Source organism: Shewanella metallivivens, assembly GCF_028750675.1.
In the GTDB taxonomy this organism is placed as follows: Bacteria; Pseudomonadota; Gammaproteobacteria; order Enterobacterales; family Shewanellaceae; genus Shewanella; species Shewanella metallivivens.
The window spans coordinates 248378-261567 of record NZ_JAQQPZ010000001.1 but is presented as its reverse complement, the minus strand read 5'-3'; the positions used below and the strand labels follow the sequence as shown (position 1 = coordinate 261567).

Sequence of the window (13190 nt, the reverse complement as noted above, 5' to 3'; positions counted from 1 at the left end):
TAACGGTGATTACATATATTGTGACCACAATAGTTTGAGGCTCATGCCAAATGACATCACCACCACCAAAGGCTTAATGATTTTAACACCTTTAGTCACCACTAACCGTGACCCCAGTGTTGCGCCAATAGATTGCCCCACCAGCATAATTAACCCCAAAATCACCACCACTTGGCCGCCAATTAAAAAGAAAATTAATGACGCTATGTTGGTGGCAAAATTAAGTAATTTGGCATGTGCGGTGGCTTTTGCAAGGCCAAACCCGGCAAGTGATACAAAAGCTAACGCAAAAAAGCTTCCGGTACCCGGACCAAAAAAACCATCGTACAACCCCACCCCTAGTGCTGCAGTAAAGGCAAACACACTTGGGCTTAATACTTGTTGGCGATCATCTTCGCTGATTTTTTTCGAAAATAAAAAATAACAACCAATCGCTAAAATTAAAAACGGCAAAACCAGCTCAAGTAACTCAGCGTCAATCATTTGCACAAAAATAGTACCGATAGCCGCTCCAATAAAAGCACACATCAACGACAATCTCATACTGCGTAAATCCACCATGCCTTTGCGAACAAAGTACAAGCTGGCAAAAAAACTGCCACCACAGGCTTGAAGTTTATTAGTACCTAGCGCCGCTGCAGGAGGCAAGCCGGCCCACATTAATGCAGGAATGGTCAAAAGGCCGCCACCGCCGGCTATTGAATCAATAAATCCGGCAAGCAAAGCGACTGCAAATAAAATCAACGCGAGTTGGAGTGTGAGTTCAAACATGGAGGTTCTCGTAAATAGCGACAAACGTGAGTCAGAAATGACAAGGCGTTATTAGACAATCTTTAACGACAAAATACAAAGCGTTATTTATTCATACTTAACCTCAACTCTGGATAAGAGATGTATTGATAACGATATAAATCAATAGATTGACTAAAATCCACTGTCAAGCTTGTGATTTGTTTTGCTAACAAGGCGAATTAACGCGTCAATAGCTAGCCTATTGCAAGTTAATTCAACGCAGTGAGGAAGGCAAAGGACTGCTTGAAAGGCGTTTGTTATCCAGAGCTGAGGTTACTTACTGAATTAGGACTTAATCCGCCATTCACTCTTGCCATGATTGCGGTTTGTATACGCATTGGTATAGTGACCAGCTTAGTGAAAAATTGCCTAAAGGTTTATTATGATAGTTATTACTGGTGCAAGCAGCGGCTTAGGCGCGGCACTCACTCAACGTTATGCAGCCGACAATCACAATGTATTGATTAGTGGCCGCAGCGAACAAAAACTGGCGGCGGTTATCGCGAAACTCAGCCCAACCGAACAAGCCAATGTCTCTGTACAAGCTGCTGACTTATGTGTTGCAGAAGATGTCAGCCGCTTGTTTTCTCAGCTATCTTCACCGCCGACTACGGTAATTCATTGTGCTGGCAGTGGCTATTTTGGCCCGATTGAACAGCAAGACCCACAAGCAATCAACCAACTCATCAACAACAATCTGACTTCAAGTATTTTAGTATTACGAGAGCTCGTGAGCCGATATCGCGATCAAAAAGTCAATGTGGTGGTGGTCATGTCTACTGCGGCACAAATCGGTAAAGCAAACGAGTCAACATATTGTGCTGTAAAATCGGCTGTAAAAGGCTTAGTGGAATCATTAAGAGTAGAGCTAAAAGGTAGCCCAATGAAGTTGGTTGCGGTTTACCCTGGTGGCATGGCGACCGATTTTTGGTCTACCAGCGGCAAAGATATTGACACATCAAGCTTTATGACCGCAGATGAAGCTGCGCTGATGCTAAAAAATGCTTTACTCGCGACGCAGCACGGCTATGTATCTGATTTAACCATAAACCGTGGCTAAGCAACCTAGGGCCGGTTGATCTTTAAGGTTGTTTTTGCAGCGAATTGTTCGGCTAAATCAGCGATATTTATCCCCTATTGAGACGGTAAGGCATACCTATACGCCATTATAAATAGTGTACCTAGTTGGGTTTATTTTTGGGTAATATAGGTTTTGTTGACCAGTACCAACAATAGATCCAACCTGCTGGAGCAAAAATAACATTGAGCAAAATAGCGTAAAAACCAATTAAGGGCAAATTAGTCGTTTTACCTTGGGCAAACTGTAAGGTAAATAACACTAGGGCCTGTTGATCTTTGCTGGTTGAATTTTGTTCGAGTTAAAAACGTTTTAATCGAGGCGAATGGATTGTAGCCTAGTCATCTAAGCAAAATCCGTTCAACAAAGAGTAAAACGTTTTTAGCCGAACCCTGTGGGCAGCGTTTGTTGGTCATTTTTACTGCGTTATCGACTTTTTATGTAGAATAACTACACCTCAAAGTCTCTGCCTTGTACAAATGGCCAACAATTCGCTGCAAAAACAACCTTGAAAGGTCAACAGGCCCTAGGATAATGGTGAGCACAAAGATAATTTGGCCTATTTTTGTGGCATTAACATCCATAATATCCCCCTGAGTTGACACATTCATTAAGCTTATACCAATCCTTATTAGAATGTGATCTATTTTAGGCTGCGTCACTAGACCCAGTACAATGAAAATGACTGCAGGTGTAGTCATTCTACATCAAAGTCATTTGAAGCCGTAATGGGGTTTGTGATGCAGCCCCGAAGGGCGAATTTATCAGCGTGGTCTTCTTTGTTAGCCTTTCTTAACATAGTGCACTATGCCCTCAAAAGGCTGCCTCGACTACCTCACTGATAACGTTCGCTAAAAGAGCATATGCTAATGCGGATTAGTATTACTCTCTCAATAAGCAGATGATATGATTATTATTCAATGATTAATAGGCAACGATAATGCATAAAAAAGTCACCTTAATATTAGTACAATTGGCTGTTATGTTGTGCATGTCAGCGTGTGCACAGTTAAAAGAAACGGGCAAAGAAATTGGCCACACAACCAAAAAGGTCACAACAGCAATTGGACACGGCACTCGCGACACGGTAAAAGCCATTGGCCGAGAAACTAAAGAAGTGGTTGAAGAAATCAAAGAATAATCTGTTAATGTTGGAGCAATAAAAAAACCGTTAATACAGAGCATTAACGGCTTTTATCACTAGACACCTAAATAGGTTTAGTGGTGGCAATGCTCATTGCATTCGTGATCATCATCGTCAGCAAACTCATCGTCGCCATGTTGATGTTGCATTACGCCCCAACCATCAGAAATACCGTCAAACTCTTGTGCAAAGTTATTTAACTCTGTTTCTTTGGCAACAAGTGCATCATATTCTGGCACCATTTGTAGGCACACGATCACTTCCCACTTGGTACTTTCTTCGTCAAAGTTAAGCTCTAATTCGCCTTGTAACTCAGTTTGTGTTAACGCTTCAATAGCAGATTCTGCATCACGCTGGTCGTCAAACACTAAGAAAAAGTCCACTTCAAGAGACTGGGTTAAATCAATACCGGCTTCTGCCATTGCAGCCAACATTTGGCCATTATCATCATCAGGGAATTGCATGTATTTGTCCTTTATTGCGCCGCAACTATTTCAATGTTTGCACCGTTAAACGAAATAATGTCACCAACCACGCATTTTTTACGTTTACGGGTGTCAATTTCGCCATTGACGGTCACTTGACCTTCAGTAATAACATGCTTGGCATCGCCACCGCCATTTACTAGGCCTTGTACTTTTAATACTTTGTACAGTTCTACGAATTCATCACCAGGGAGTAATGCAAACGCTTGAGTTTGAGTTGTCACAATAATTGCCTTTTATCCAAAATATGCCGGCTATTATAGCCTATGCTCGTTTAGCAAGCATCAAGCATTTTAAGCGGATTAGGTTGACGATACTCATAACCTAAATGACGACAAATTAACTGACCATCAATCACTTTATTTGGCTGTTGTTGTTGATTAAATTCTGGGGGTGTTAGCCCAAGATGTTCAGCCGCTTTAACATAAAACTCGCCACGCGTTGGGTGCATCGGGGCGGCCAGATTATAAATCGGCAAAGTGTCATGACTCGATAAAATTAAGCTAACTGCAGCAATGCAATCGTCTAAGTGCACCAAATTAACCGCCATATTAGCGCCACTCACATCAGACTTACCCGCAAAAAAACGTCCAGGATGACGCTTAGGGCCAATTAAACCTGAAAACCGAACAATACAGCTATTTGGCATTCCCAGAAACATTGCTTCAGCTTGCAACAATGTGGTGCTGGCATCACTAAATGCGCTGGCATCCGCTTCAGTTACCGTTTGATCTGCTGAGGGATACACACCCGTTGTACTGATAAAAATCACCTTTTGATACTGCCGTGTACCCATTAATGATTTAAGTTTGGTTAAATAGGCAATGTAATCAGAATCACCTCGACGAAGTCTCGGTGGAATATTAATAATAATAGCGTCGGCATCAAATAATGAAGAGGATTTGATGTCGCTGGTAACGTTGGCTAAATCAAGCTGATAAGCTTCAATGCCTAATTGCGGTAACGAGACTAAATCATCCACTTTACGTTTCGACGCTTTAACTTGAAAACCTTGATTAATGAGGTGTTTGGCCAAAGGTAGACCGAACCAACCACATCCAATAACAGTTATTGTATTCATTGTTTCTCTTGATGATTTAATGGTTAAAATGATTAAAGTAAAAGCTAATCGGGTTATTTGCTTGCAATGTTTTAACCGCGCCATCGGTTAGTTCTTCAAACTTGATGACCTCTTTTACCTGCACGTCTTCATTGAGCAAAAAGCGAAAGGAGGGATCAGCGCCGTGCACATCACAAGACCACACATGAGGTTGTTTAACATCAGAAGTCGTCATCATCACTTTGGCAATAGTGTCATCAGACAAGCGTACAATCGTACCGGGTGGATAAATGCCAAGTATTTTAACCAACACCGAAATAATTTTATCACTGTGCTTTTTACTGTGATTTTTAAATAATATGCCTAAGGCAACTTGTGGAGTACGATATTGATTAAGCAAGGTTTCGTAATCATTAGCTAATGATACAACTTGCGTAGTGATTAACATTTTTGCTTCAGTTAATTGGTGAGGAAAGCCACTACCGTCTATAAACTCATGATGGTGTAATACGATATCGAGCATCGCTTCAGGAAATAACCCCGTGCGCTTTAACATATCGTAGCCAAAATTAGGATGCATTTTTAAAAAATTAGCTTCGACATCGGTTAATTCACCTCGTTTGCGCCTAATGTCTTCAGGCACTTTTAGTTTACCGATGTCATGAAACAAACTGCCTAGTGCAATATCACGCATTTCTTTTTTGCTTAGTGATAACGCATAAGCAATCATCATAGACAAAACCGCAACTGAAACACCATGTTGAGTTACACTCGCATCAACTTCGCCACTGCCTACTAGGGTTAGATGGGGCGTTTCGCTTTCGTACAAATGTTCAATTAACTCTTCAACCAAAGTGGCCGCTTCACGGTAGGCACCTTCAGGATCGCTCAACACCTTACCAAACACAGTACGGCTGTCATTGACAGACTTAACAAAACGTTGCTGACTGACTCGCATACTTTTTTTAGCTAACGGGCGGTAATCAATCTCTTTGACTTGCTCTTCTTCGACGGGGATCTCTTCTATTACTTCTTCGACCTCAGGTAATAAATCAAACCCATCGATAACATAAACAAACTCGACATCGAGACCTTTAATCATCTCGATTTGCACTTGTTGTTCTAGCTTTACTTTACTGCGGAAAAATGGATGGCTAGTCCACGACAAAGGCAGCTTAACGGTTAAACCGATAACCATTTGCGATACAGGTATTTTGGTTAATTCTGCTTTTGCCAAAGTCGTGATCCTTTCACAATAGCCTACTCGGCTGAAATGAGAATATCATTGGGTCGATAATACCATTATGGTTTATTACGTTTTTCAGTCACCTCAGGCTGTTCAATATCATCGACAGCCCAATCGGCAAAGTAGTAATGTAACCGCTTTGATTTTAGTACATAAATAACAGACCAAAATAAAAAGAGTGCATCGAGTGAGTAACCGAGTTTAAATAAATAGTCATCATGCACAATTCTTTGCAGTAAAAATACCCCATCTAAAATGAGTAAAGCCCATAAAAACCAGATACTTTTACTAAAAAATGGCCTTAATATTAGCCAGCTGCGTTTTCGCTCAGCGATAATCAATCCATACACTAGCACTGCACCGACACCAGCAACTAACGCTAAGATAAAGTCAGTTTTTTCTGGGTAAAACAGCCGCACAAGCCCGGAACGATCATTAAACTGAGTGAGTGAAGCAACAAAAATACACCACCCACGAGCCAGAAACACCAATATTAAATACAAAAATAGCGGTGGCTTGATATGACCCCGATCATCAAGCCAGGTAATATGACTAAAATTCACAATATACTCTTATCGGCGGCCATAGTCATAACTCCAATTGTCATCATTACCAGATTAATGGCTTGCATTGAGTAAGTCTAATAACCCTTGCTCATCAATCACTTTAACGCCAAGTTCTTGAGCTTTTGCTAACTTTGACCCTGCAGCTTCGCCGGCAACCACACAATCGGTGTTTTTAGAGACACTGCCAGCCACTTTAGCCCCCAAGGCTTGTAGCTGCGCTTTGGCATCATTTCGATTAAGCTGGGTTAGCGTCCCCGTTAACACCCAGGTTTGCCCCTTAAGGCTTAACTGCGACTCATCTGCTTGTTCTATCGCTGGCCAGGTAATACCTGCATCAAGTAATTGCTCTATTACCTCAATATTATGTGGCTGAGCGAAAAATTGGCTTATGTGTTTGGCTACCACTTCCCCTACGTCACTCACTTCAAGCAATTGTTCAACACTGGCAGTGCGGATACGTTCAAAATCGGCAAAATGTTGGGCAAGATTCGCCGCCGTTGCCTCGCCGACTTCTCGAATACCTAAACTGTACAAAAAACGCGCTAAAGTGGTGGTTTTGGCCTGTTTAATCGCGTTGACGATATTCGTGGCTGACTTCATTGCCATACGATCTAGCATGGTGACAGCTGAGGCAGTAAGCGAAAATAAATCTGCTGGGGTTTTCACTAATTCCTTATCAATTAATTGCTCAACAATTTTATCGCCCATGCCATCAATATTAAGCGCCTTACGTGATGCAAAATGTTTAATGGCTTCTTTGCGCTGAGCTTCACAAAACAAGCCACCACTGCAACGCGCAACAGCTTCGCCTTCTAAACGTTCAACCACGCTTTGACACACTGGGCAATGTTGCGGAAACACAATATCTTGAGCATCATCTGGACGAAGCTCTGCAACGATGGCAACAATTTGCGGAATAACGTCCCCTGCTCGGCGTATAATTACAGTGTCGCCAATTTTAACGCCAAGGCGCGCGATTTCATCTGCATTATGTAATGTCGCATTAGAGACAGTCACACCACCGACGAACACAGGCTTTAACCGAGCGACAGGTGTCACAGCACCAGTACGGCCCACTTGAAAATCGACCGACTCGAGCAAGGTCATTTCTTCTTGTGCCGGAAACTTATACGCAATGGCCCATCGTGGAGCCTTGGCGACAAACCCTAACGACTGCTGCTTAGTAATGTCATTAACCTTAATCACTACGCCATCGATTTCATAATCAAGTTGACTACGACGTGTCATAATATCTTGATAATAAGCAAAGACTTTTTCGACAGAGTCACACACTTTCACTTCTGGACTCATCGGTAACCCCCACTGTTTAAGTTGGGTTAACTGGCCAAAATGGGTCAATTGCATCGGTTGTGATTCGCCTTCGACAACACCCAGAGCATAGGCGTAAAAACCTAGGGCGCGTGAAGCGGTAATTTTACTGTCTAACTGGCGTAAGCTGCCTGCAGCGGCATTTCGTGGGTTAACAAAGACTTTATCACCTTTGCTGATTTGACGTTGATTTAACGCCTCAAATGCCGCTTTAGGCATAAAGACTTCACCGCGCACTTCAACCAGTTCAGGAAAGCCTTCGCCACGCAGTTTAAGCGGAATTGAGCGAATGGTGCGGACGTTTTCTGTAATGTCTTCACCAACCGAGCCATCGCCGCGGGTCGCCGCACGTTCAAGTACCCCGTTACGATAAGTAATCGACACCGCTAAGCCATCGAGTTTAGGTTCGCAAACATAATCAACTTGATCGACTTTATCGGTAATACGTTTATTGAATGCGTCAAAATCACTTTGTTCAAACGCATTATCTAAACTGAGCATGGGTTTTAAATGGGGAATTTGATCAAACTTTTGCAACGCCATACCGCCAACTCTTTTGCTTGGCGAGTCTGGTAATGTTAATTGCGGATATTCACGTTCAAGTTGAATCAAACGTTGCATCAGTCTGTCGTATTCAGCGTCGGGGATCGAGGGAGCATCATCAACATAATAGCGAATGTTGTGTTGATTAATGGCCTGAGTCAGTTGATCCATTTCGGTTTGAATTGGGTGCATTTGGGTATCCGTCATACAAGGGTTAACTTAAATTCGTATCATCAAATTGTATTGACCACTATTGCCTATGGAATAAAACAATTAAGGCCGCAGCTGCGGCCTTAAAGCGTTAATTATCAGAACAATATTGGCTTTACTTATGCAGCATTAACACGTCTTATGTAGTCTTTTTTAGTCGCGTCAGACCAAGGTTGACGTTGGCCGTCAAGCAGTTCTGCCCCTAGATCATCAGCAATTTGATACGCTGAATTAAGCATAATTGTGAAGTTCATTAATGGGTCACCATATGCCGGCAGTGTCATAAACATCACCACGCCCTGGGTAACAAATTGCTCCATGTTGTCTGGGTCAAACACCCCTGGCTTTAACATATTAGCCAATGAAAACAAGACTTTTCCTGTGCCTGCATTATCAATGTGGCGATGAAAAATATCCATGTCGCCAAACTTAAAGTTAAGCGACAGCAAACTTGGCAATAATTCAGCGCCATGAATTTGCTCTCCCGGTTTCGCCACAATATGCAGCACTAACACATCGGTTGGCTCAATTGGCGCATTGCTTTGCGGTGCGGGGTCGGCTTTAACTTCAGCAGCAACCGAAGACTGAACTTGAGGCTCGGTTTTGACTGTTTGTGGCGCCTCGTCAAGTATGAGCGGTTCAACTTTGGTAGGAACTGGTTTTGTTGGCTCAGGTTTTGTTGGTAGTGGTTTTCCTGTATAGCTTTCTAATTTGCCAGTGCTGGTTGACGAATTTACAATCTTTTTCGGGGTGCTTAAAGAAGCATGAGCAGATGGTTTCACTTCTGGCATTTGATCGTCATCTGCAAATAATGGTTGTTGCGATGGCTGCTCGGTTTTGCCAAGCGCTTGTTTTGATGTATCTTGCAGCGGAGCATCATTTAATTTGGGCTCAGTTGGCTTTTGGCTTAGATTGGTTTTTAAGATCGGTTTAATCACCGGTTCTTCTACTTCGTCAGCTTTGCGTACTCGCACTTTACCAATACCATCAGCATCGAAACCTTCAGAGTCTCTACGTTGAGCTTGGTTTTTGTAAAATCCAGCCATCGGACTTTGCTTCATTGATTTAGGTTGTTGTTTTCTAATTGACCAAAAACCGTGCACTAACACCGCAATAATTGCGATCGCGCCTAATATAAACAACACCAATTGTAGATCTTTCATTAGTATCCCTGTCTTTCAAATTTATACCGCGTCGGCTAAGGCAACTGCGGCTTCAATATCCACTGCGACTATCCTTGAAACGCCTGGTTCATGCATAGTAACGCCAATAAGTTGATCAGCCATTTCCATCGTTATTTTATTGTGACTGATATAAATAAACTGCACGCTTTGTGACATTTCTTGCAATAAGCGGCAAAAACGTTCGACGTTGGCGTCATCCAAAGGTGCATCAACTTCATCTAACATACAAAAAGGTGCTGGATTTAGTCTAAAAATAGCAAAGACTAATGATAAAGCGGTTAAGGCTTTTTCTCCACCACTAAGTAAATGTATGGTGCTATTCTTCTTACCTGGCGGTTGGGCCATGATGGTGACTCCGGTTTCGAGCAAGTCATCATCGGTGAGCGCTAAGTATGCTCGACCACCGCCAAACACTTTAGGGAACAACTGCCCTAAATCGTGATTGACCGCTTCAAATGTCGCCTTAAAGCGGGTTTTGGTTTCTTTATCTATCTTTCTAATGGCATCTTCTAACGTGGTGAGGCCTTTATTTAAATCATCATCTTGACTGTCTAAGTAAGCTTTACGCTCACGTTGAGTTTCAAATTCTTCAATGGCCGCTAAATTAATCGCACCTAAACGACTAATTTTTTGTTTCACCTTTTCGAGCTGCTCAGCCCACACACTTGCCGTTGCATGTTCGGGCATGTCGGCAATCACTTGTTGTAACTGAATTTGCTGCTCTTGCAGTAATTGCAGTTGTGCATTTGCTTGCCCTTTTAAACCCTCACGACGTAACTTTAACGCGCTTATCTTTTGAGTCAAGTCTTGTAACGCTACAAGCTGTTGTTTTTGCATCAATACTGAGCTATCAAAACTGGTTTGCAGCTCGGCTTGTTGAGCCCTATTTTGTTGCAGTTGTAGCTGAAGGGCTTGCTGTTGCTCGAGCGCGTCAGTTAACTGGGCTGATAATTGGGCAATTTGATGCTCGCCACGCTGATGTTGGTTGTCTTGCAACATTTTTTGCAGCACAGTGTATTGACTTGATAATTCGGTCTGTTTTTCCGTTTGCTGTTGTAATTGTTGCAGGCTAAGAGCTTGTTGCGTGGCATGTTGTTGCACTTTCGTTTGTTGTTGTGTCAGCTTGCTGACAGCCTCTAGCCGTTTTGTTTTGGTTTCTCGTAATTTAGCTTGGCTATTTTGCCATGCATGTTGTGCCACCTCGTGTTGATTGATGGCATCTGACATCGCTTGCTCTTGGCTGACAATTTGCACTTCATAGGCTTCAATCTGTATTTGCTTGTCACGATGCGTTTGCTCAAGCTCAATAAGCAAATCATGACACTGTTGTTGCTTTAGCTGCTTTTCATCACGCTGTTGTTGCAAACTGCTTACGGTTGATTGCAACTTAGTTTGTTGTATTTGTAATTGATGATTGCGCTGTTGTACTTGGCCGAGTGCAAGTTGATCCGCCGCGGCTTTTTGCATGTGTTCAGTGAGCTGTTGTTGGGCTGCGTCAAGTTGATGCTGTAGCGTTTGTAGTTCAGCACTGAGCTCGTTGCGCTCTTGACTTAACACCAAGGCAGACTGGCCTGATTGAGTATGATTCAGCACAAACCCATGGCCGACTAAGTAGCCCTCTTGGGTTGCAATGTATTGATCCTCTTCTATGTGAGGCAGTTGCTGAGTAGCTTCATCGAGGCTCTTTGCCCAGAGAACAGACTTCAACCACGGCGTAAGGTTAACTTGAGTGCTGAACGCTTTATTGCTTAGCGCCTTATTCAGGGAAAAACCAATACGCTGAGCAGTAGGCACATCATGAGCTTGGTTCAGCACGGGTAATTGGCTCACCCCTTGCAGTACCATATCAACAGCTTTCTCCCAGCCGGGTTGTACATCAACCACTTGCCATAATTGCAGGCCTTCTGCTTGTGTGTGTCCAGCAAGTAACTCATCAATTAACTGCAATCGTGAATGTCGATGAGTCATGGTTTGCTTGAGACTTTGATACGCCTCACGATGTTGCTCAACCGTATGCTGCTGCGCACTGACTTGTTGTTCAAGTTCCTGTTGTTGTTCAACAGTTGTACTAAGGGCTTGAACCAATGCGGTTAATTGGGTTTCAGTCTCGTGTAGCTGGGTTTGACTGTCTTGTTGATTTAGCGCTGACAGTTCTTGTTCAAGTTGCTTTTTTTGACGTTCATCTTGTTGCAAGCTTTGTTGTTGATGAGTCAAACTCGATTGCGACAATGCCAACTGCATTTTAGTGGTCGCTAGCATTTCAGCGTATTGGGTGAGTTGTGATTGTTGTTCATCACAGGCGTCTTCAACAATTGATAACTGCTCGTCAATGAGGTCGAGTTCAGCCTGAATTTGCTCTGTTTGTGGCGCTAAAGCATCCGCTTGGGCAACAAGTTGTTGGTAACGCTCATTTAAATTGGCAATGGCGCGCTCACCAGTGGCAATTTGTTGTTGTAACGCACTCATTTGCTCTTGTAACTGCGTATCTTGCTGTTGTTGATGCTTAAGTTGCTGCTCAAATTTAGTGATGTTGTTGCCGGTGAGATAATACTGCTCAACTAACTTGTGCTCAGTGTCACTTAGCTCTTCAAGCTGCTGTTTAAGTTGAGTCACCATGGTTTCGCTATGCAGGGTGGTTGTTTGCAACTGTTCAGCTTGTGTTTCAAGCACGCTCGACTCTTGGTCAAGTTTGTCAGTTTGGCTTAATAACTCTTGATAGCGGATCACTAATAATTGGCTATGTAGTAGGCGCTCATTAGTTTTAAGCTCACGGTACTGTAAAGCCGCTTTCGCTTGTTGTGATAACTTGTCGAGCTGCGCGCCTAATTCAACTCGAATGTCGTTTAAGCGTTCAAGATTTTCTCGGGTATGGCGAATGCGGTTTTCGGTTTCACGGCGGCGCTCTTTATAACGAGAAATCCCTGCGGCTTCTTCAATAAATACTCGTAGTTCTTGTGGTTTAGATTCTATTAAGCGGGAAATCGTCCCCTGTTCAATAATCGCATAACTGCGCGGTCCTAATCCGGTGCCCATAAACAGGTCGGTGATGTCTTTACGACGGCACTTTTGACCATTTAAAAAGTAGGTTGATTCACTGTCGCGGTTAACCTGCCGCTTAACGGAGATTTCTTGGTAACTGGCATATTGTCCGGCTAAGCGGCCTTGGGAGTTTTCAAATACCAGTTCAACACCGGCAACTGAAATCGGTTTACGCGCAGATGAGCCGTTAAAAATAACATCGGTCATCGAGTCGCCACGTAAGTTTTTGGCGCTACTTTCTCCCAGCACCCAACGCACGGCATCAATCACATTGGATTTACCGCAGCCGTTTGGACCAATAATTGCTGATAACGCATTATCAAAAGGGATTTTAGTTGGGTCCACAAACGACTTAAATCCAGCAAGTTTTATTTGTTTTAATCTCATGTTGCCAGTTCAGGTACGCATTAAAAGGAAAAAGCAGCTCACTTTAGCAATTGAGCCGCATTTTGTAACGATTTTTATCCTTTTGAAACAGTTTAACGCTTGTTTTATTGCCGTTGGCTGGTCAAAA

At 42.9% G+C, this 13190-nt stretch carries 11 protein-coding genes and 1 pseudogene; 3 read left to right on the top strand and 9 right to left on the bottom strand.

Annotated elements, in window-relative coordinates:
• Positions 1-9: 9 nt before the first annotated feature.
• Entirely contained in the window at positions 10-771 is a 762-nt protein-coding gene (locus tag PQR79_RS01050) for a TSUP family transporter (protein ID WP_238105381.1), read from the bottom strand.
• Between the two features lie 403 nt (positions 772-1174).
• On the opposite strand from PQR79_RS01050, the gene PQR79_RS01045 reads away from it, so the two are divergent.
• The 3 genes and pseudogenes from PQR79_RS01045 (at position 1175) to PQR79_RS01035 (ending at position 3011) form a co-directional block, all read left to right on the top strand.
• Positions 1175-1852 carry an SDR family NAD(P)-dependent oxidoreductase gene (locus PQR79_RS01045; RefSeq protein ID WP_238105397.1) on the top strand — a complete coding sequence of 226 codons (678 nt, stop codon included), beginning with the start codon at positions 1175-1177 and terminating at the stop codon, positions 1850-1852.
• 372 nt (positions 1853-2224) lie between these two features.
• Positions 2225-2467 (top strand): annotated as a pseudogene (locus tag PQR79_RS01040) (hypothetical protein).
• Positions 2468-2810: 343 nt separating this feature from the next.
• Positions 2811-3011 carry a hypothetical protein gene (locus PQR79_RS01035; RefSeq protein WP_238105408.1) on the top strand — a complete coding sequence of 67 codons (201 nt, stop codon included), beginning with the start codon at positions 2811-2813 and terminating at the stop codon, positions 3009-3011.
• A 77-nt stretch (positions 3012-3088) separates the two neighbouring features.
• Here the strand turns inward: PQR79_RS01035 and PQR79_RS01030 are convergent, their stop codons facing one another.
• The 8 genes from PQR79_RS01030 to smc all read right to left on the bottom strand — a co-directional run bounded on the left by PQR79_RS01030 (position 3089) and on the right by smc (position 13063).
• Entirely contained in the window at positions 3089-3478 is a 390-nt protein-coding gene (locus PQR79_RS01030; protein WP_238105411.1) for a ribonuclease E inhibitor RraB, read from the bottom strand.
• 11 nt (positions 3479-3489) lie between these two features.
• A complete protein-coding gene (locus tag PQR79_RS01025) occupies positions 3490-3723 on the bottom strand; it encodes an RNA-binding S4 domain-containing protein (RefSeq protein ID WP_238105413.1) in 234 nt (77 codons plus the stop codon).
• A 50-nt stretch (positions 3724-3773) separates the two neighbouring features.
• The gene (locus tag PQR79_RS01020) at positions 3774-4580 is read right to left on the bottom strand and encodes an SDR family oxidoreductase (protein ID WP_238105415.1); all 807 of its coding nucleotides are present in this window, start codon (positions 4578-4580) and stop codon (positions 3774-3776) included.
• Between the two features lie 16 nt (positions 4581-4596).
• Positions 4597-5796 carry a cyclic di-GMP phosphodiesterase gene (locus PQR79_RS01015; protein WP_238105434.1) on the bottom strand — a complete coding sequence of 400 codons (1200 nt, stop codon included), beginning with the start codon at positions 5794-5796 and terminating at the stop codon, positions 4597-4599.
• A 65-nt stretch (positions 5797-5861) separates the two neighbouring features.
• Entirely contained in the window at positions 5862-6368 is a 507-nt protein-coding gene (locus tag PQR79_RS01010) for a DUF2919 domain-containing protein (protein ID WP_238105436.1), read from the bottom strand.
• 54 nt (positions 6369-6422) lie between these two features.
• On the bottom strand, positions 6423-8435 hold the full coding sequence (gene ligA, locus PQR79_RS01005) for an NAD-dependent DNA ligase LigA (RefSeq protein ID WP_438270799.1): 2013 nt from the start codon (positions 8433-8435) through the stop codon (positions 6423-6425).
• Positions 8436-8572: 137 nt separating this feature from the next.
• Complete coding sequence (gene zipA, locus PQR79_RS01000; protein WP_238105461.1) at positions 8573-9616, bottom strand: cell division protein ZipA; 1044 nt, start codon at positions 9614-9616, stop codon at positions 8573-8575.
• Between the two features lie 21 nt (positions 9617-9637).
• Positions 9638-13063 (bottom strand): chromosome segregation protein SMC, encoded by a 3426-nt coding sequence (smc, locus tag PQR79_RS00995; protein WP_238105470.1) that lies wholly within the window; start codon positions 13061-13063, stop codon positions 9638-9640.
• Between the last annotated feature and the right edge of the window lie 127 nt (positions 13064-13190).